An 18,062-nucleotide genomic window follows, 5' to 3' on the forward strand; every position below is an offset into this window, starting at 1 on the left:
TTCAAGTCGTTGAAAGTAAACGCCTTTCCTGGGCGCTCTGGTCGCTTGGGAAGGTCAAAGATGTGTAAAACCGCATGGGTTCTAACCCTCAAAACGCCACCATCGCAAAATCCTCCTTCCCCACATCGCACTCCGGGCAGCGCCAATCAGCAGGAATATCTTCCCAGCGCGTGCCCGGCGCGATGCCGTCTTCAGGCCAGCCGTCGGCTTCGTCATAGACCCATCCACAGATGATGCAGACCCATTGCTTGAACTCGTTGCTGGAGGCCTGCGCTGCAGCGGGTTTGGCATCGGTCGCAGTAACGGACTTGGTCACGGTGCCTTCCGGCTCCTCCAGACTAAACACCAGCGGCGGCGCCGGCGTGTGCTCCCTATTGCCCAGGCGTGCATGCAGTTGCGTGAGCAGAGCTTGTGCTTCATCGGAGGTCAGATCGATCCAATAAGGATCGCCGGCGCCGTCGTTCAAGCGTTGCGGAGAAAACTGGATCTCTACGGCGGTGTCTTTTTTATACATGCGACAGGGGACGGTGGATTTTTGTGTCTGCCGGCGTCTCCGACACGGGGGGCGAAGCGGAAAACGCGCGTGCCGGCTCAGCCGTGCGTCTTCAGTACGACGCAGGCGAGCAGACCAAGCACGGCGACCAGGCTCAAAGTCTGGATCAGGGTCAGCGGCTTGTGGGTGAGGGGGGCGGAATCAGAGGATGGCCGCTTCGAAGGCATGACGGGTTTCAAAAGCAGGGCGCAGGATAACGCGCGCCGTGCTCGTGCTGGCGCGCGAGGTGATGGAGGTGGCTTGCGTCGATCAGGCCAGCGCGAGCGGGCCGGTCAGCCATCGCGCGAAGTCGCTGACGACCTGCTGGTTCAGGGTGTGGCCGATCGGATAGCGGCGGTTCTGGTTTGGCACGCCCAGCGCAGTCAGCCACTCTTTGGCGCGCTCGGCCCAGGCCACCGGCAGCTTGTCATCGAACTCGCCGTGGGAGATCAGCGCCGACAGCTTGGCCAGTGCCTCGCGCGGCGCGAGATGCGGTTCGATCTCGGGCAAGATACGGCCGCTCAGCACGGCGAAGCCCGCCACCTCTTGCGGCGCAGTCAGCGACACGCTGGCGCTGAGGATGCCACCCTGGCTGAAGCCAGCGATCACCGTGGGCACGCGCGGCGCTGCAGCCTTGGCATCCTGCGCGTGGAAGCTGCGCACCAGCGTGATCAGTTGCTGGCGGCTGCGCTCGGCCTGTGCTGCGTTGATGGCCGGTGCGCCGTTCTGGAAGCTGACTTCGAAGAAGCCATGCTGGCGCGGGCCGAAGACCAGCGGGCCTTGTACCAACGCTATCTGCACGCGCGGGTCGATGTAGCTCGCCAGGGGAGCGAGGTCGGTCTCGTTGCTGCCGACGCCGTGCAGCAGCAGAAGACGCCCGGCGGGGACGCCATCCGTATTACGCAAGCGATAGCGCAGGCCGGAGGCAGCATCCGGCTGCAGCGGGCCGATGTCTTGTGGGGTGGTGTTCATCTCAATTCCTGTGTTCAAGGCTTGGGGGCGAAGCCGCTGCTCAGGCCGCCGCGCTCGCGCCGATCGCATATGACTCCATCGACAGGACGCCATAGGTGATGCCGCCGTCGATCACCTGCAGCGGCTCGCCCGTGCTGGCCGCGCCCACGGCCACCAGCAGCGGCAGGAAGTGCTCGTCGCTGGGGTGCGCGCGCACGGCATGCGGCGCGAGGCTGCGGTAGGCGATCAGCGGCTGCACGTTGCCGTGCTGCGTGGCGGCCCGCACCGCGCCGCGCACCCAGCGGGTGAACTCGGCCACATAGGGCGCCTCGCCACTGCCGTGACTGCGGAACTCGTTGAGGTTGTGCGTCATGCTGCCGGAGGCGACGATCAGCACGCCCTCGTCACGCAGCGGCGCGAGCGTGCGACCCAGTGCCAGTGCGTCGGCAGGGTCCAGCGGATACGGCAGCGACACCTGAAACACCGGCACGTGCGCATCGGGTAGCAGGTGGCGCAGCGGCACCCAAGCGCCGTGGTCCAATCCGCGCTGCGGGTCCAGCCGCGTGGGGCAGCCGGATGCCTTCAGCAGTTCGGCCGTGCGCGCGGCCAGTGCCGGATGGCCGGCCACCGGGTATTGGAGCGCATACAGCGCGCGCGGGAAGCCGCCGAAATCGTGGATGGTATCGGGCTGCGCGTTGGTGCTCACGTGCACTTCGCGCGGCGTCATCCAGTGCGGTGACACCACTAGCACCGCTTTCGCGGGCGGAAGCGCGCGCCCCAGTTCAGTGAGCTGTGGGCCGGCCACGCCCGGATCGATGGCGAAGGTGGGCGCGCCGTGCGAGATGAACAGCACGGGCAGAGTGGTGCGGGGGGCGGTGGCGGTAGCGGACATGACGGTATCTCCTGGGTCGTCGCGACGCGAGGCGCGCGACAACGCGCCCAGCCGGCGAGAAAGATCGCAGGCAGTCTATTGGTTTCTCATTCGCCGATAAACTGCCTATTCTGTGATTTATCGTCCCGATAATCGAGACAATCTATGAAAACGTGATGGATAGAGCCCTGGAAATGACTGTGTTCACCGCCGTGGTCGAGGCCGGCAGCTTCGTCGGCGCTGTGGAGGGACTGCGCATGTCCAAGGCGGCGGTCTCGCGCCATGTGGATGCGCTCGAGCAGCGCCTGGGGGTGCGGCTGCTTCAGCGCACCACGCGCCGGTTGTCGCTGACCGAGGAGGGACGCATCTTCTACGAGCGCGCCAAGGAAGTGCTGGGGGCGCTGGACGACGCCGAGTCCGAGGTCAGCTCGCGCACACTGGAGCCCAGCGGGCTGGTGCGCATCAACGTGCCGCTGACCTTCGGTATCCTGCACCTCGCGCCGCTGTGGGCCGCGTTCATGGAGGCGCATCCGCAAGTAGACCTCGACATCACGCTGAACGACCGCGTGGTCGATCTCGTCGATGAAGGCTACGACCTCGCCGTGCGCATCGGCGACATGCCCAGTTCCGCCCTGATCAGCCGCAAGCTGGTCAGCACGCGCATGCTGCTATGCGCGACGCCGCGCTATCTGGAGCGGCACGGCACGCCGCTGCATCCGCACGACCTCGCGCACCACCGCGTGCTGGCCTACACGAACTGGTCCGATCGAGACGAATGGCATTTCGACGGCCCGCACGGCAAGGTCAGCGTGCGCACGCGTGCGCGCGTGCACACCAACAACGGCGACACCTGCCGTGGCATTGCCCTCGGGCATGGCGGCATCATGCTGCAGCCCAGCTTCATGCTGTACGAGGACTTGCGCAGCGGCGCGCTGGTGGAGGTGATGCCTCAGTTTCGCGCCGTCGAGATCGGTGTGTACGCGGTCTATCCCACGCGCAAGCAGCTGCCGCTGAAGGTACGGCGGCTGGTGGATTATCTGGTGGAGGCCTTTAAGCACATGTCGTGGGAGCCCGGCGGCCGCCACGTGCCAAGCAGCGCCGCAGACGATTGAACGGGTGGTCTTATGGAAGTGCGTCAGCGAAATGGCTTACAGCACTGTGCCGATCACCGGCAGTGCCTGCGGCCCAGCTCCTTCGGTATGTCCGGCATTGCAAGCGCAGGTGCGCTGCTTTTCTTCTCTACAGGGCGCGGCATCAGCATGACTTCAGCGTGCAGACAGCCGGTCGGCTCCGGTTGCTGCTTCAGTCCGTCAGGAAACGCTGCGCGAGCAGGGCCCAGTAGGCCGCGCCGATGGCGATGTTGTCGTCGTTGAAGTCGTAGCCGGGGTTGTGCACCATGCACGCGCCTGCGCTGTTGCCATCGCCATTGCCGATCAGCAGGTAGCTACCCGGGCAGCGCTCCAACATGAAGGCGAAGTCCTCGCTGCCCGGCAGCGCGGGACCTTGCAGCACGACACCGTCCGCTCCCAGCAGTTCGAGCGCCGTGCGGCGTGCGAATTCGGTCTCCTGCGCCGTATTGACGAGCACCGCGTAGCCCTGCCGGTAGTCGATCTCCGCGCGCACGCCATAGCTTTCCGCCTGCGCTTGCACCAGGGCCTTGATGCGCCGCTCCAGCGTGGCGCGCACTTCCCGGTCCAGCGCACGCACGCTGAGCTCCAGCGTGGCCTCCTGCGGAATCACGTTGTTGGCACGGCCGGCGTGCATAGCGCCGACGGTTACCACCGCCATCTGCAGGGGATCGATGTTGCGCGCGACCACGGTCTGCAGGGCCAGCACGATGCCGGCCGCTGCTACCAGCGGATCGGCCGCGCGGTGCGGCAGGGCGCCGTGGCCGCCCACGCCCCGGAGGGTGACGGTCGCGTAGTCCGACGAGGCCATCATTGGCCCCTCGCGCAGCACCAGCTTGCCCTGCGGCATGCCCGGCATATTGTGCATGGCGAACACGGCGTCGCAGGGGTATTTCTCGAACAGTCCTTCCTCGATCATGCGCAGGGCGCCGCCCAGGCCTTCCTCGGCCGGCTGGAAGATCAGGTTGAGCGTGCCCGAGAACGCCGCCTCGCGCGCCAGGTATTGGGCGGCGCACAGCAGCATGGCGGTATGGCCATCGTGTCCGCAGGCATGCATCACGCCTGCGTGGCGGCTGGCATGGGGCAGCCCGTTCGCCTCGTCGATCGGCAGGGCATCCATGTCGGCCCGCAGGCCAAGCCGGCGCGTGCCGTTGCCGCGCCGCAGCCTGCCGACCACGCCAGTGCCGCCCAGGCCGCGCTCGACTTCGTAGCCCCATTCCACCAGGCATTTCGCGACGGCATCGCTGGTGCGGTGCTCCTGGAAGCCGAGCTCGGGGTGCTGATGGATATCGCGCCGCAACGCGATGAACTTGTCTGCGCCCGCGCGCAGCGATTCCAGGATGGCATGCATGGGGTTCCCTTTCTGTGTCAGGTGAGGGCGGTGATGCGTGAGGTGCGTCGGCGCGTTACTGAGGCTGAAGCCCGATGGCCTTGGCCAGGCCACGATAGCGTGCGGTTTCGCTCTCATAGAAACGGGCCGCTTCCTGCAGCGACATCGGTGCGGCCACCAGTTGCATCTGCGCTTCCAGGCCCGCGCGCACGGCGGGATCCTGGAGCACGTGGCCGAGCGCCTGGTTCAGGCGCTGGACCACGTCGGGCGGCGTTCCCTTCTTGACCATGACGCCAGTCCAGATGGTGAAGGCGAAGTTCTTGAGCAGCTTGCCTTCGCTGATGGTCGGCACATTGGGCAGCAGCGCAGGACGGTTGGCGCCCACGGTGGCCAGCAGCTTTAGCCGCCCCTGCTGCGCCATGGCCCCAAGCGCAGCATTGAAGGGCACGATGGCGAAGTCCAGCTGGCCACCACCGATGTCCTGGACCAGTGGCGCCGCGCCCTTGTATGGCACGTGGGTCATTTTGGTGCCGGTGAGCTGCTGCATGTGTTCGACCAGGATGTGGTACAGCGAGCCCACGCCCACACTGCCGTAGGACAAGGGCGTGTCCTTGCGGCTGCGCGCCAGCGTGATCAGTTCGTCTGAGGAATTGGCCTCCAGATCCTTGCGTGCGACCAGCGCCAGCACCGCGGTGGAGATGGGCTGCACCAGCTGGAAGTCTTCGGCCCGCAGCTTGACCGCGGCGTTTGCCAGCGGGGAAAGAATGACCTCGTTGGGCGAACCCTGGAACACGTAGTAGCCGTCGCCCGGGGCGGACAGCACCTTCTGCGCGGCGATGGCGCCGCTGACGCCGCCCAGGTTTTCCACCAGCACGGTCTGGCCGAGCTGCTTGCCGATGGGCTGGCTCAGCACTCGGGCGATCGCGTCAGAAGCGCCGCCGGCGGGGTAGGGAACCATCAGCGCGATCGGCTTGGCCGGATACGGCCCGTTCGCGGCAGCGCAAGCGGCACCAGCCAGCGAGGCGGTGAGCAGGCCGGCTAGCAGGCGGCACAGGCATCGTGTGAGGTACATCGTTGTCTCCTGTCAAAGATGCCAGGTCTGTGCTTGCCCCAGTGGGTACGCCTGGCTGCGAGCCATATTAAGAAGGCCGTGCCACGATGTCCAATGCATCATTTTTTGCATTATCATTACAAAACTGCATACGTGAGAGCCGCATGAACCTGATTCAGCTCAAGCATCTGATTGCGCTGGCCGAAACCGGCTCGTTCAGCCAGGCCGCGGCGCGACTGCACCTGACGCAGCCGGCGTTAAGCCGCAGCATCCAGGCGTTGGAATCGGAGCTTGGCATGGCCCTGGTGGACCGCATCGGCAAGCGCAACGAACTGACGCCGTTTGGGCAACTGGCTCTGGAACGAGCGCGGCGCATCGCTTTCGAGGCCGGCGAGCTGAAACAGAGTGCGTGCGACCTGCAAGCCGGGGAGGCGGGCATGCTGCGCATTGGGCTCGGCTCGGGGCCGGGCGCCATGCTGATGACGCCCTTCCTGGTCCATATGGCCAAGCATCATCCAAAGGTCCGACTCACCATCTCCCGCGGCGCCACCAATGTGCAGCTGCAACAACTGCGCGGCCGCGCCCTGGACGGCATCGTGATCGACCTGCGCTCGCTGGTGCCGGGCTCGGATTTGAACGTGGAGCGGCTACCGGACCTGCGTGCCGGCTTCATCTGCCGCAGCGGCCATCCGTTGCACAAGCTGCCGTGCATTCGTTTCGAAGATCTGCTGGCCTATCCGATCGCTTCAAGCCCGCTGTCGGACGAGGTGGCGCGCATCCTGGTCGCCCACTTCGGGCCACGCGCGCATCCGGATGAAATGGTCACGTTGCGCTGCGAGGAAATCGCCGGCCTGGTGGAAGCGGCCCGGGTAACCGATGCTGTCTTCCTGGGCATCATCGCGGCCGCGCGCGAGCCTATTGCGAGTGGGGAACTGGCGGAACTGGTACTGACGCCGCCTCTGCACACCAGCGCGCAGTTTGCGCTGATCACGTTGCAGGGGCGGACCGAGACGCCTGCAATGCAGACGCTGCGGACGTTCATGGCACAGAGGATGCGGGAGTAGCGGCGCCGACGAGCTCGGGGATTCACGTCTGCGCGACCGCGGCTGCGCCCGGTCCGGCTCCGTTCGAACTGCCCTGGCGGGCGTCCCCGTTGGGAAGATCGAGGAACTCTTCCACGCGCCGGAACTGCGGCTGGCCTCGCAGGAGGAGCATCGACAAATCTTTGCTGCTGCGATGGCCTGCAATGGGGCTAGGCCGGTAAAGTGTAAGCGTTGCGATCCCGTCGGAACACTCCAGACGCCGAAGCTGACAGCGCGCTTCCTTGAAATGGCACCTGGTGAATTCGACGCGACGGATCGTTGTACTTCCACTGGATAGGCTTGGGATGCTTGTTGTCCCGCAAAAAGAGGGGCGGGCGGCGCGCTGAGCTCGCCAATACCCAACCTGTCCTTCGTAACTACGAGAGATTTTCGCCCACTATAGTTTGAATTCCGCGAGCAGGCGATCCCGGTCCTGGTCCAGCGACGGTGGATTCCGCACGTTGGTGAGGGTGTCGACGCCGCCGATCTTGACGGGGTTGCCCGCGATCCTGAGCGGTTTGCCCTGACCGATGCCGATATCAATGAGCATCCCGCGTGCCTCCACGTGGGGGTTCTGCATCAATTGAGGCACACTGTTCAGTGGGCCATGAGGGACGCCGGCGGATTCGAGCACGGCCTCCCACTCCGCAGTCGTAGCGTCAGCGAGGCGCTTCTCGAGGCGGGCCTTGAGTTCGACGTGATGCTCGTTCCGTGCCGGGACCGTGGCAAACCGCGCTTCGCCCGCCCATTCTGCGTGGCCGAGGGCGTCACAGAGCTTCGCAAATAAGGTGTCATTGCCAACCGCAACGACGATGAAGCCGTCCTGGGTCGCGAACATGTCGAATGGGGTAATGGACGGGTGACGGGTTCCAAGAGGCTTGGGGACGGTTCCTGTCGCGGAGTAGCGCGCAATCGGATTCTCCAGCAGGGCGACCTGGCAATCCAGCATGGAGATATCGACGCGCTCGCCCAGACCGGTATGCACCCGCTTGAGCAGCGCCGACTGAATACCAATCGTTGCGTAAAGCCCAGCCCCAATGTCGCCGATGGAAACCCCCACGCGCGCGGGATTGCCGCCGACTTCCCCAGTGACGCTCATCAGCCCGCCCATCGCCTGGACGACCATGTCGTAGGCGGGACGGTTGCGATACGGGCCGGTCTGGCCGAATCCGGAGATGGACGCATACACGAGACCCGGGTATCTAGCATGAAGACCTTCCCATGTGTAGCCGAGCTTCTCCATCACGCCCGCGCGGAAGTTTTCGACCAGCACGTCAGCCGACTCGAGCATCTTCTCCAGGACCTTGCGATCCTCGGGGTTCTTCAGGTCGAGTGCGATCGACTCCTTGTTGCGGTTGATCGAGGCGAAGTATGCCGATTCGCCGTCCACAAACGGCCCGACATGCCGCGAATCATCACCGCCATCCGGATTCTCGATCTTGATGACGCGAGCCCCCAGGTCCGCGAGCATCATCGTGCAGTACGGCCCGGCGAGGACCCGCGTCAGGTCTACGACGGTAATCCCCGCCAGTGGAAGTTGGCCACTTTCCTTCATCATTCCCCTCTCAACTTTGTTCAATCAATCTTTGCACCGCTGGAGATCGCCAGCTCGACGCCGATTTTCCCTTCGCGCGCTGCGTACTCCCGGAACTCGGCAACCGAGCTCGAGACCGAGACCTCATCGCCTTGCGCGAGGAACTTCTTCTTCAGCTCAGGATTGGCCATCACCTTTGCCGTGGCAGCGAACAGCTTGTCGATGATTTCGGGCGGGGTCTTTGCCGGCGCGAACAGGCCATACCACGCGGACAGGTCGTAGCCCTTCACACCGCCTTCGGCGATGGTCGGCAACTGCGGGTTGGCTGGCGACCGTTGCGCCGAAGTCACCGCAACGCCGATGACTTTGCCGGCGTCGATCATCGGTTTGACGGACGGGGCGGTACCGAAGGTGAGTTGCACGTCGCCGGCGGCCACCGCCTGCGCGGACGGTGCGCCGCCCTTGAAGGGGACATGCGTCATCTGAACACCGGCAAGCTTAGTGAAATAGACGCCTGCCAAGTGGGTGATCACGCCGTTGCCGGACGAGGAATAGTTGAGGGCGCCAGGGTGTGCCTTGGCCTGTGCCACCAGGTCGGCCACGCTCCGGATCCCAGTGTCCTTGTTGACGGCAAGAATCATCGGCGCTGCGACCAGGCGGGTGATCGGGGCGAAGTCGGACGGGTCGTACCTGATGTTCTTGTAGAGCACCTTGTCGCCGCCCATCAGACTCGCCGTCGCGATATAGAGCGTGTACCCATCTGCCGGCGCCTTGGCGACCGCCTCGGCAGCGATCGTGGTCCCGGCGCCAGGTTTGTTGTCGACGATCACCGGCTGGCCGAGCTCGCGGCTCAGGGCGTCACCGTACAAGCGGGCCGTGTTGTCGGCGCCGCCGCCGGCCGGGAAGCCAATCACCAGGCGAATGGGCTTGGTCGGATAGTTCAGCTGGGGTGAGGCATGGGCCGACAGGGCAAAGGCCGATGTGGCCAGGCCTGCCAGGCAGATTGCAGTCTTCTTCATGGGTCTTGTCTCCTCCGTAGCCGTGTCGCTACTTTCCGTTGAACACCGGCTGGCGCTTTTCTTTCCACGCCGCCGCGCCTTCCCGGAGGTCCGCCGAGGTCTCCGAGCGATGCAGGTCCCGTTGCAGCGCTTCCATATCGAGCGAGCCGCGAGCGATTGCGTTGAGGTGCTGCTTCATCCCGAGCAGGGCGATTGGCGCCATGCCAGCAAGCTGCTTCGACAGTTGATCCAGGCGGGTTTGGAGAACCTCCGCGGGAACGATCTCCGTCAGGAATCCGATCTGAAGCATCGTGTCGGCATCGATCTTGTCCGCGGTCAGGAACAGGCGCTTTGCGCTGTTCAGCCCCAACCGGGACACGTAGCGTTCCATGCCGCCCCGATAGAAGTGCAGGCCGAGCCGGGCCGCCGGCATGAACATGTCGCTATCCGGCACGCCAAGGCGGAAATCGCAAGCCAGGCAAAGATCGGTAGCGCCGCCATAGACGCCGCCATTGATGGCGGCAATCGTGACCGGGCGGGCGGCCTCTACGGCGTCCATCACCTCGCCGAAATTCAATGCCCCTTCGTCCGCCTTGCCCGCGAGCGAGCCGATGTCGTATCCGCTGCAGAAGTACTTGCCGGTGCTGACAAAGCGGAGCACCAGGATCCGGTCCATCTCGTTGACCGCGTCGACGTGGTCGCGCAGCAGGCGCAGATCGCTGGGGCTGAGACGATTCGCGACTTCCGGGCGGCGCAGCGCGATCGTGGCGACGGCGCCGTCCAGGGTGAGCCGTGGCGAGTTATCATCCATGCTGAAATATCTCCAACTCACTGTGATATATTCATAAAGACTACAGATATTATTTAGTTGACGCAAACAAGGGTATACCCGTGCAATCATTACAAGACCGAATCCGTGAAAGCGTCGTCGCGGCCATCCAGTCCGGCGCCCTGCGCCCCGGCGCCCAAATCGACGAGAAAACGTTGGCTGACGATTTTGAGAGCTCGCGCACGCCAGTGCGCGAGGCGCTGTTGATGCTTGCCGCCCAAGGGCTGGTAACGATCGTTCCGCGCGCCGGGATGTTCGTTCACAAGCCGACCGCTGCCGAACTTGTCGCGATGTTCGAAACCCTGGCGGAGATGGAGGGGGTGGTTGCGCGGTTAGCGACGCAACGGATCTCGCCAGCAGGAAAGAAGGTCCTGGCGCAAGCGCACGACGCGGCGGGCCTGCTCGCGGAGCATAGTGATACTGCGGGCTATATCGAGGCGAATCGCAAATTCCACGATGTGCTCTACCAAGCCGCGGCGAACCCGTTCCTGTCCGAGCAGATCGTTCAGTTGCGCCGGCGGCTGGCCATCTATTGGCAACAGAAGGGCCTGATCAACGATGCGCGCGTACCGAGTTCACATCGGGAGCATGCAAGGGTGGTCGAGGCCGTGCTGGCCGGGAATTCGGACGCCGCTGCTGAGGCCATGCGCACCCATATTTCAGCGGGTGGCAAGGCAATCGCTGACCTGGTGTTGCTCGCTAACACAATGATGGAATAGATGGGCAGCGCTCCGGCTACACCTGGCTGCCACGTGCTGGCGTACGGCTGCAATGCGCTAACTTCGCCCACCGAGACTTCCAGGAGCGGCCATCCAAGAATTGTGAGAAACCACCCTGCGCGAAGGCGCGTTCCGGTGGAATCGCTTGAGATAGGCGGCTAAAAAATCGGCATGCGCTCCCGGTCAGCTCGATACGCACGCCGCCGAGCGTGACGACCACCTGGTCGAGGGACTTCGATGGTACGGGGTTGCTCGCCCGCAGGACATTCGGCGCCGCAACCGTTGCCGCGGCGATGAATGCCGTGTCCGCGGTCAATACCACTGCCGGCACCACCTGTGATTCCGCAGTACTTCATGTCGGACTCCGTCAGCTCAAGTGCACATCCCACTTTGACTCTAACCTCACCGCTTCTCAGGGCGAGGCCCGGCCGGCCATGTGATTATCAGCGCGCTTGAAGGGCCTTGCATAAATAGAGTTGGAAGACAAAGGTCCCGCTGTGATCTTGAATTCCTGCGATAGGACGGACTGAGGGCGGGCGAGCGCGCGTCATGCGATTGAGCCTCAGTCCGCACTTGGGCAACGTACACACCAAAGCGGGTGGTTGACCTCGAATCGGCGCGAACTCTCACGCCACGCGCAAGAAATTTGAAATCTGGTAGACTTAGCTAGGACTTTAGCTAGGTAGGGGGAGCCATGCTCACGGTCAATATGCACGACGCGAAGTCGAGCCTGTCAAAGCTGGTCGAGGCAATCGAGAACGGAGAGGAGCAAGAGGTCGTGATCGCCCGCAATGGGAAGCCCGCCGCCAAACTTGTCCCGATCCTGCCAGCGTCGAAGGACGTCTCTAAGCGCATTGGCGCGGGCAAGGCGGCATTGGCCAACTGGAGGTCTTTCAGTCTTGATGAGTTCAACGCCGCCGACGACGAGATTGCGTTGTTGTTCGGCACGGGGGAGGGCTCGGGCGAATGAGGCTGCTGCTGGACACGCACATTGCCCTGTGGGCGACGTTCGACGACGAGCGGCTCTCGCAGAAGGCGCGCGAGTTGATTGTCCATCCGATGAATGAGATCTGGGTGAGCGCCGCCTCCGTCTGGGAGATCGCGATCAAGAGCTCGTTGGGGAAGCTGCCGGTTGCGATGTCGGCCGCGCAGGCCGAGGCAGTTTTCCGGCTCTCAGGCTACCAGCTGCTGCCGGTCGAGGCCAGGCATGCCGTGATGGTGGAAACCCTTCCAACGTTCGCCGACCACAAGGACCCGTTCGACAGGATGCTCGTGTCTCAGGCGCTCAGCGAAGCCATGGTGCTGCTCACTGCGGACGCGCGGCTCCCACAATACGGAGAAACGCGCGTGGTCAGCGCATAGGCGGAGGGGCGAGGGGCGGCCGGGTACGTGCTTTTGCTCTGCATTACGCACAGCGACAGCTTAGACGCAGCGACGGCCGGTCGGTACGAGGGGATACCGACAAGGGGCGGCACAGGCCTATACAGGCGCGCTACTCCGCTATCAGCGTTGCACAGTTCATAGCGAGAAAGCCTGCGGCAAGGCAGCCGCCGAACCAGGTCAGCAACACCAGGCCGATGGTCGACCATTTCATCGTCGCCACCAGATTCATTCGCGCCCAGGCATATTCCAGCCACCCGGGCCGCCAAGGCCGCCGTCAGGGTTGCGGCCGTCTGATCCGCCGGGCAGGACAATGCAGCCACTCAAGCTGAAAATAAGCGAAAGCAGGGTGATGACACGGGCGATTCTCATGCTGTGACTCCTTCGATGCGGGCGGCGCGAGGCCGCGAGAGCGCGAAAGTTAGCAAGCGCATGCCACTGGGATATGTGCAATTTGTAAGGAAATCGTGGCAGAGATGCGAGATGCACATACGTTCTCGCCATCGACAACAACGGGGTGTTGCCGATGCCGCCCGCTATCACGAGACCGCGCGAAAGCGGGAGCCAGATCGCAGCCCTGGCGCGGTTTCCTTTCAGCGCGTTGATGTAACGGCGAATCCCATTTTTCGCTCGCGCCCGTAATTGCACCAGAGCCGGTCCGCTCGCCAACCCGGAGACGGTCGCGACGCCGTCCGAGCGGGCGATGACCATCTATGCGAGCTGATCGAGCAGCCGGAACCAGGCGAAGGGGCGGCCAGGTATTTTGGCTTTTCGCAATAACGTCAGGCCGTGCAGAAGGCTCTCAACCGGGGCGAGGCCTACCATCGGCTGCGCCGCGCAATCTCCTTCGTCAACGGTGGCAAACTCCGCGTGCATACTGAGGGCGAGCAGCAATTGTGGAACGAATGCTCGCGTCTGATCGCGAACGCGATCATCCACTACAACACCGCGCTTCTGTCTCGCGTGTACGAGCAGAAACGCGCCGCCGCAGACTAAACCGCAATGGACCTGATCGCAGGTATGTCGCCGGTCGCCTGGCAACATGTGAATCTGTTCGGCGCTTTCAATTTCGGTCAGACCGGGGCCGTCGACATGGATATCCTGGCCGCCTACTATGAAGATCCGGCCTACTGGGCCCGGATCCAGCAAGCCACCCCACAAAGCGGTCGATCCTGACCCTCCCAGTGCTCTCGGGGTCCCTCGGCATCCTGACAACGCGGGCCCGCCAAGCCAGATGGACCAATTTTTAGGCACTACGCACCCCGGAAAGCCTTGTCCAGCAAGGATTTGATGGAGATTTTCAGTTTTCGGGGGGGCAGAAATAGCCCATAACGAAAAACGCCGGGGAGCGAGCCGCCTAAAGTTAAAATGCAATTAACCACCCAAGCTTTGCTCACAACCATCAATCCTAGCTGGCATGAGAGCCCGGGGCAGATGACGGCAACTCGCACCTGAACAGAAACCGACCGCGCTAGCCATCGTCAAATGGATGCCAACATGAGCTCGGGTTTGCCCCGACCAATCTGCACGGGATATCCGGTGATCGCAAAGGTACGCTCTCACAGCGTCAGTAGAAAGCGCCTTAATCGGGGGGCCAATGTACCGCCCGATCGGCGGCAGAGATCACCGCAAGGGAAGGCTTAGCCGATCCCGCCAGTTGCGCAGTTCAGCTGCGCGGAAGGATTGAAACTTCCCGCACAGCGCCAGGAGCAGATCCGATTGCGAGGTGTCCAGCAGGGTGGCGGCTTCCGACACCTTCAGCCCGCTGGCTCGGATGCTGTGGGTGATGTCTTTCACGATGTTCGCTTTCAGCGGGATTTCTTCGGCGTCTGCGAAGCCAAGCTGCGCATACACATTACTGTTTCCATACTCGAAGCAAAACATGTGAATTCCTTTCATTCGCTAGACGGCAACCCCTTTCTGCATCGTGCGTGATGGTGGCTGAGGGCGCGATTATTCAGCGAAGTGAATGTCCGCACAATCTCGGGGAAACACTGAGAGGGCTGCAAGCGCGTCCCCTGGCAGTTCGCCGTCTTCACTGCGACGGCCCGACGACAGGATCCTTCGCAAGGCGCGGAACCCTGCTTAGCGGGAAGGAGCCCGGCCGGAGCGGGCGCGAGGCCCTGGATCCATCAGATTTGATCCGGCCGGCAGGCGCAGGAGATCGTGCCGTCCGGCTCAATATTTCACTTTCGTGAAACTACAGCATGCCTCCGGCATAGGCCCCTTCAGCACATGGTGATCCGCCCAGAAGGGGGCTATGACGTTGACGGCGTATGGACTGTGATTGAGCGCGGTGCCTGTAGCCTTGCGACCTGGGCCTGAGCTTTGCGGGTGGGTGGTCGCTATATGCCAAGGTGGCCGGCCGAGCTGGTTTCAAAGCAAGTCGAGGGGGACGGTTCGGGTCGGCAACATCATCCCCAAGGCGACTTTCAGCCACGCCTGCGCTTATTCGTTGCCAGCCGCATCGTCAGACCGCCACACACGTCGCGCGTCCAACTCCCGCCGCGTCTTAGCGAGCTCCTCTGCCAACAGTTTTTCATCGGGCAGCAGGGTCTGGTATTCGGCGGCCAGCACCTTATTGGGTAAGCCCTCCAGCGCGTAGTGAGCTTCGGCCGCGCCTTTTTCGGCGCACAGGATCAGGCCCACCGGCGGATTTTCACCAGGTTTCATCCAATGGTCGCGGGCATAGTTTAGATACAGGTGCATCTGCCCGGCATCGGCGTAGCTAAACTTGCCGACCTTGATGTCGATGATCAGCAGGCAGTGCAGACGACGGTGGAAAAACAGCAGATCCACACGGAACCAGCTGTCATCGATGCGTAGCCGCCTCTGACGACCGACGAAGGCGAAATCGTCGCCCAGTTCTAACAAGAAATCGGCCAAATGCCGGATCAGCGCGTCCTCGAGGTCGGATTCGGAATATTCGTCCTTGAGGTTGAGGAACTCCAGGACAAAGGGGTCCTTGATTGCTTGCTCAGGTGTGAGCAGGTCGCCGGGCTCGGCGGTCGCGCCTTTCTGCAGCATCGCCGACTTGTTGCGCGACAGTGCAGTTCGCTCGTAGAACTGGCTACCGATCTGCCGGTCAAGTTGCCGGACCGACCAGCCGCCGCGCAGGGCCTCGGCTTCATAGAAGGCGCGGGCTTGTGGGTTCTTGACGGACAGCAGGCGGACGTAAGCCGACCAGGGTAAGGGGAAGGCTTGGGCCAGCACTGGCAAGTCTGTAGTAAGTGCCGACGGTGATTGCCGAATGAGCTCGGCAGCGGATTCTCCAGACGGTGTCTGGAGCATTCCGGGTTTTGTCGATTCCCCAGACAGTCTCCGGCGAATGTGCACGGCGGGCCAGGCTAGATGGAAAGCGCGCATTTGCCACAGATTTTGCCGGCTGAACCCTCGCCCAAACCGATCGGTCAGGTCAGCCGACAAGCGCTCGATCAGTGCCTCGCCATAAGCAGCCCGATCCTGTCCGCCTTGCTCAAACTCAACAATGCGGCGACCGATTTCCCAGTAGCTAGCCGTCATCAGTGCATTGACGCTACGTGCCGCGGCGCGGCGTGCGGCTTCCAGCAGCGCGACGATATCGCCACGCATGCCACTATATTCAGTAGGGCCTTGTGTGAGGTTGGTCATGCCTGCACCTCGATCAGCGGCGCTTCGCCCGCACTCGCCCGACGCATCGTCTTGGATTCATGGCCGCGCATCAGAGTTATGAGGTTCTTAGGGGCGGCGTGCTCTTGGCCAGTTCTGGCGTTGAGGTTCTTCCGATCTAGGTTGTAGATCGGCCAGTACAACGCATCGCCTTCAATCTGTGGATCCTTGACCGCCCGTTCCTTAGTCTGTTGCCGGATCTTGAGTCCTTGCAGATTGGGCTTCTGGCTGTGGTGAGTGGAGGCGATGCCTTGTTCCGACTCGCGAATCGGCTTGTCCAGCGTTGCCATTGGCAGTGGAAACGTGGCCATGGGCGCGTCGTCGCCACGACCAATCGCTGGAATTTCCGGACAGAAGCCTACAGCGCAGCGCTTCATCGTTAACACTATATGGTTGGCATAGTGCATCCATTTTATCAATGTGGCACAACTGTAGTCAGTTTCGAGGAATCAGCCGTGCGCATGGTTGATCGGTCCTAAATGTTGCGCCATGGCCGTGGTGGTGACTTCCGGCGTCCCCCAAGACGGAGCACCAAGAGCGCCAGCGGCAGGGGCGCTGCATGCAGGCGCACGCTGCCGGCAACGCCCCGACCGTTTCCCTGACGACCGTCCACCGGCCGTCGCTCAGGTAACGCATGGTGCACACTGCCGGGCAAATAGCGGGCCGGCGGAGCGGCCGCCAGCGAGCCGGGTTAGCGAAACCGTGGCTTATCCCTTTACAGGTATCACAGCACGCCCGGTGGCGTCCAGCGGGGCGACGATGTCGCCGTGGATGCTGCCATAGCCGGCGCTGCCCGGAACAGCGCGAGCGAGATCTACGTTGAATCACCGTTCTTCCTTCTTCGGGGCGCGCCAACCGATTCGATGGCGCTCCTGCGTGGCTTGGTGTCGCGCATCCTCCTCGCTGTGCAGGTACCCGCTCGTCGTCGAGAGCGAGCTGTGACCAAAGTTGTCCCGCACGTAGCGCAGGTCGACCTGCTGGTCGGTCATGTGCGAGCCGGCAGTGTGGCGCAGCCAGTGCGCCGAGGCACTGGCCAGCACCGTGGCCTGCGCCTCCCATTCTGGCCCGCGCGCGCGCAGGCGCGCGGCCGCCAGGCCGAACACTTCCTTCAGGATCAGGTGCAGCGCGCCGCGTGACAGGCCCGGGTCACGATCCCCGCGCCCCGCGCGTTGCTCGCGTCCGATCACCGGCAGCACCAGCGGCAGGGCCTCGCCAGGCTGCGGCGTCGGGTGCAGGTCGTTGGTGCGGCGGTAGCGCGCCAGTTCGGCGATCAACTCGTCGGTGGCCGGCACCAGCCGGGTCTTGTTGCCCTTGCCGGTGACCTCCAGCCACCAGCGCTCGATGCCCTGGGCATCGCGCCGGCAGAAGACGGCGCCCATGGTCGTGGCGGTCAACTCGGACGCGCGCAGGCCGCCCAGGTAGAGCACGGTCAGCACCCAGCGGCAACGCGCCGCATGCAGGCGCTCGCGCGCGGTGTCGGTCGGCATTGCCGCCACCGTGTCCTTGACCGTCTCCCACAGGTCGTGACTGAGATAGCGCGTGATGCGCGCCCTGGCGGGCGCGCGCCGGCGGCGGGCGAGGGCGAGCGGGTTGCCGGCCAGGTAGCCGGCCTCGGTCAGCCAGGCGAACAGCGCGTTCAGGATCACCAGCGCCTGGCGCACGCTGCGGGGCGCCAGCGGCCCGGCAAACGGGCGCCAGTCGGGGTGGCTGCGCGCGAGTTTCTTGCTGCCGGCCAGCACCCAGCGCGCGGCCGGTTGCGGGTCGGCGAGGAAGCGTTCATACGCGAGCAGGTCCTCGTGCGTGAGCGACGACAGCGGCTTACCCAGCTGCAGCACCGACCACAGGATCAGGCGCTCGACCTCGCGCCGGTAGGCGGTCAGCGTCGCCGCGCTGTCGGCATAGCGCGCGAGCCAGGCGGTGACGGCGGCGAGGTCGTCGGCCGCGGCGATGCGGGTGGCCCGATCCGGGGCGCGGTTGCTGCCGGCCGCGCCGGACAGCGCCGCCGGCAGC

Annotated in this window: 18 protein-coding genes and 1 pseudogene; 6 read left to right on the plus strand and 13 right to left on the minus strand. The window is 63.8% G+C overall.

The window, feature by feature from the left end:
* Positions 1-88: 88 nt before the first annotated feature.
* From AC3WQZ_RS33335 to AC3WQZ_RS33345, 3 genes are all read right to left on the minus strand, one after another.
* Positions 89-514, minus strand: coding sequence for a rubredoxin (locus AC3WQZ_RS33335; protein ID WP_454749395.1), 426 nt, complete (start codon positions 512-514; stop codon positions 89-91).
* A 288-nt stretch (positions 515-802) separates the two neighbouring features.
* The gene (locus tag AC3WQZ_RS33340; RefSeq protein WP_454749394.1) at positions 803-1,504 is read right to left on the minus strand and encodes an alpha/beta hydrolase; all 702 of its coding nucleotides are present in this window, start codon (positions 1,502-1,504) and stop codon (positions 803-805) included.
* Between the two features lie 40 nt (positions 1,505-1,544).
* The gene (locus AC3WQZ_RS33345) at positions 1,545-2,375 is read right to left on the minus strand and encodes a dioxygenase family protein (RefSeq protein WP_454749393.1); all 831 of its coding nucleotides are present in this window, start codon (positions 2,373-2,375) and stop codon (positions 1,545-1,547) included.
* 155 nt (positions 2,376-2,530) lie between these two features.
* Between AC3WQZ_RS33345 and AC3WQZ_RS33350 the strand changes: the two genes are divergently transcribed.
* Entirely contained in the window at positions 2,531-3,466 is a 936-nt protein-coding gene (locus AC3WQZ_RS33350; RefSeq protein ID WP_153956933.1) for a LysR family transcriptional regulator, read from the plus strand.
* 190 nt (positions 3,467-3,656) lie between these two features.
* Here the strand turns inward: AC3WQZ_RS33350 and AC3WQZ_RS33355 are convergent, their stop codons facing one another.
* Complete coding sequence (locus tag AC3WQZ_RS33355; protein ID WP_492301982.1) at positions 3,657-4,832, minus strand: M20 aminoacylase family protein; 1,176 nt, start codon at positions 4,830-4,832, stop codon at positions 3,657-3,659.
* Between the two features lie 55 nt (positions 4,833-4,887).
* Positions 4,888-5,883 carry a tripartite tricarboxylate transporter substrate binding protein gene (locus tag AC3WQZ_RS33360; RefSeq protein ID WP_492301983.1) on the minus strand — a complete coding sequence of 332 codons (996 nt, stop codon included), beginning with the start codon at positions 5,881-5,883 and terminating at the stop codon, positions 4,888-4,890.
* 143 nt (positions 5,884-6,026) lie between these two features.
* Between AC3WQZ_RS33360 and AC3WQZ_RS33365 the strand changes: the two genes are divergently transcribed.
* Entirely contained in the window at positions 6,027-6,926 is a 900-nt protein-coding gene (locus tag AC3WQZ_RS33365; protein ID WP_492301984.1) for a LysR family transcriptional regulator, read from the plus strand.
* A gap of 415 nt (positions 6,927-7,341) precedes the next feature.
* On the opposite strand, the gene AC3WQZ_RS33370 is transcribed toward AC3WQZ_RS33365, so the two are convergent.
* The 3 genes from AC3WQZ_RS33370 to AC3WQZ_RS33380 are packed head-to-tail and all read right to left on the minus strand — an operon-like array spanning position 7,342 to position 10,287.
* Positions 7,342-8,502 carry a CaiB/BaiF CoA transferase family protein gene (locus AC3WQZ_RS33370; protein WP_454749380.1) on the minus strand — a complete coding sequence of 387 codons (1,161 nt, stop codon included), beginning with the start codon at positions 8,500-8,502 and terminating at the stop codon, positions 7,342-7,344.
* A 17-nt stretch (positions 8,503-8,519) separates the two neighbouring features.
* Positions 8,520-9,497: a tripartite tricarboxylate transporter substrate binding protein gene (locus AC3WQZ_RS33375; protein ID WP_454749381.1), complete on the minus strand. Its 978-nt coding sequence runs from the start codon at positions 9,495-9,497 to the stop codon at positions 8,520-8,522.
* A 28-nt stretch (positions 9,498-9,525) separates the two neighbouring features.
* The gene (locus tag AC3WQZ_RS33380; RefSeq protein ID WP_454749382.1) at positions 9,526-10,287 is read right to left on the minus strand and encodes an enoyl-CoA hydratase/isomerase family protein; all 762 of its coding nucleotides are present in this window, start codon (positions 10,285-10,287) and stop codon (positions 9,526-9,528) included.
* 80 nt (positions 10,288-10,367) lie between these two features.
* On the opposite strand from AC3WQZ_RS33380, the gene AC3WQZ_RS33385 reads away from it, so the two are divergent.
* The 3 genes from AC3WQZ_RS33385 (at position 10,368) to AC3WQZ_RS33395 (ending at position 12,386) form a co-directional block, all read left to right on the plus strand.
* On the plus strand, positions 10,368-11,024 hold the full coding sequence (locus AC3WQZ_RS33385; RefSeq protein ID WP_454749383.1) for a GntR family transcriptional regulator: 657 nt from the start codon (positions 10,368-10,370) through the stop codon (positions 11,022-11,024).
* 694 nt (positions 11,025-11,718) lie between these two features.
* Positions 11,719-11,994: a type II toxin-antitoxin system Phd/YefM family antitoxin gene (locus AC3WQZ_RS33390; RefSeq protein WP_454749384.1), complete on the plus strand. Its 276-nt coding sequence runs from the start codon at positions 11,719-11,721 to the stop codon at positions 11,992-11,994.
* Positions 11,991-12,386 carry a type II toxin-antitoxin system VapC family toxin gene (locus AC3WQZ_RS33395; RefSeq protein WP_454749385.1) on the plus strand — a complete coding sequence of 132 codons (396 nt, stop codon included), beginning with the start codon at positions 11,991-11,993 and terminating at the stop codon, positions 12,384-12,386. Before AC3WQZ_RS33390 ends, AC3WQZ_RS33395 begins: the two co-directional genes overlap by 4 nt.
* A gap of 246 nt (positions 12,387-12,632) precedes the next feature.
* Here the strand turns inward: AC3WQZ_RS33395 and AC3WQZ_RS33400 are convergent, their stop codons facing one another.
* Positions 12,633-13,115, minus strand: coding sequence for a hypothetical protein (locus tag AC3WQZ_RS33400; protein WP_454749386.1), 483 nt, complete (start codon positions 13,113-13,115; stop codon positions 12,633-12,635).
* 69 nt (positions 13,116-13,184) lie between these two features.
* On the opposite strand from AC3WQZ_RS33400, the pseudogene AC3WQZ_RS33405 reads away from it, so the two are divergent.
* Positions 13,185-13,580 (plus strand): annotated as a pseudogene (locus tag AC3WQZ_RS33405) (Tn3 family transposase); the annotation flags it as partial.
* A gap of 447 nt (positions 13,581-14,027) precedes the next feature.
* Here AC3WQZ_RS33405 and AC3WQZ_RS33410 read toward each other — a convergent pair.
* The 4 genes from AC3WQZ_RS33410 to AC3WQZ_RS33425 form a co-directional block, all read right to left on the minus strand.
* The gene (locus AC3WQZ_RS33410; protein WP_454749387.1) at positions 14,028-14,288 is read right to left on the minus strand and encodes an XRE family transcriptional regulator; all 261 of its coding nucleotides are present in this window, start codon (positions 14,286-14,288) and stop codon (positions 14,028-14,030) included.
* Between the two features lie 564 nt (positions 14,289-14,852).
* Positions 14,853-16,034, minus strand: a complete 1,182-nt coding sequence (locus tag AC3WQZ_RS33415; RefSeq protein ID WP_454749388.1) for a PDDEXK nuclease domain-containing protein — start codon at positions 16,032-16,034, stop codon at positions 14,853-14,855.
* Positions 16,031-16,459, minus strand: a complete 429-nt coding sequence (locus tag AC3WQZ_RS33420) for a hypothetical protein (RefSeq protein ID WP_454749389.1) — start codon at positions 16,457-16,459, stop codon at positions 16,031-16,033. The genes AC3WQZ_RS33415 and AC3WQZ_RS33420 overlap by 4 nt, the downstream gene beginning before the upstream one ends.
* Before the next feature lie 417 nt (positions 16,460-16,876).
* On the minus strand, positions 16,877-18,061 hold the full coding sequence (locus AC3WQZ_RS33425; RefSeq protein WP_492301987.1) for a tyrosine-type recombinase/integrase: 1,185 nt from the start codon (positions 18,059-18,061) through the stop codon (positions 16,877-16,879).
* Position 18,062: the final 1 nt, after the last annotated feature.

It is taken from the genome of Cupriavidus sp. FW305-26 (assembly GCF_058787975.1).

Bases quoted from the DNA above. Each gene is read 5' to 3' on its own strand.
- AC3WQZ_RS33335 (WP_454749395.1), bottom strand. From the start codon at position 514: ATGTATAAAAAAGACACCGCCGTAGAGATCCAGTTTTCTCCGCAACGC.
- AC3WQZ_RS33340 (WP_454749394.1), bottom strand. From the start codon at position 1,504: ATGAACACCACCCCACAAGACATCGGCCCGCTGCAGCCGGATGCTGCC.
- AC3WQZ_RS33345 (WP_454749393.1), bottom strand. From the start codon at position 2,375: ATGTCCGCTACCGCCACCGCCCCCCGCACCACTCTGCCCGTGCTGTTC.
- AC3WQZ_RS33350 (WP_153956933.1), top strand. From the start codon at position 2,531: ATGGATAGAGCCCTGGAAATGACTGTGTTCACCGCCGTGGTCGAGGCC.
- AC3WQZ_RS33355 (WP_492301982.1), bottom strand. From the start codon at position 4,832: ATGCATGCCATCCTGGAATCGCTGCGCGCGGGCGCAGACAAGTTCATC.
- AC3WQZ_RS33360 (WP_492301983.1), bottom strand. From the start codon at position 5,883: ATGTACCTCACACGATGCCTGTGCCGCCTGCTAGCCGGCCTGCTCACC.
- AC3WQZ_RS33365 (WP_492301984.1), top strand. From the start codon at position 6,027: ATGAACCTGATTCAGCTCAAGCATCTGATTGCGCTGGCCGAAACCGGC.
- AC3WQZ_RS33370 (WP_454749380.1), bottom strand. From the start codon at position 8,502: ATGATGAAGGAAAGTGGCCAACTTCCACTGGCGGGGATTACCGTCGTA.
- AC3WQZ_RS33375 (WP_454749381.1), bottom strand. From the start codon at position 9,497: ATGAAGAAGACTGCAATCTGCCTGGCAGGCCTGGCCACATCGGCCTTT.
- AC3WQZ_RS33380 (WP_454749382.1), bottom strand. From the start codon at position 10,287: ATGGATGATAACTCGCCACGGCTCACCCTGGACGGCGCCGTCGCCACG.
- AC3WQZ_RS33390 (WP_454749384.1), top strand. From the start codon at position 11,719: ATGCTCACGGTCAATATGCACGACGCGAAGTCGAGCCTGTCAAAGCTG.
- AC3WQZ_RS33395 (WP_454749385.1), top strand. From the start codon at position 11,991: ATGAGGCTGCTGCTGGACACGCACATTGCCCTGTGGGCGACGTTCGAC.
- AC3WQZ_RS33400 (WP_454749386.1), bottom strand. From the start codon at position 13,115: ATGGTCATCGCCCGCTCGGACGGCGTCGCGACCGTCTCCGGGTTGGCG.
- AC3WQZ_RS33410 (WP_454749387.1), bottom strand. From the start codon at position 14,288: ATGTTTTGCTTCGAGTATGGAAACAGTAATGTGTATGCGCAGCTTGGC.
- AC3WQZ_RS33415 (WP_454749388.1), bottom strand. From the start codon at position 16,034: ATGACCAACCTCACACAAGGCCCTACTGAATATAGTGGCATGCGTGGC.
- AC3WQZ_RS33420 (WP_454749389.1), bottom strand. From the start codon at position 16,459: ATGCACTATGCCAACCATATAGTGTTAACGATGAAGCGCTGCGCTGTA.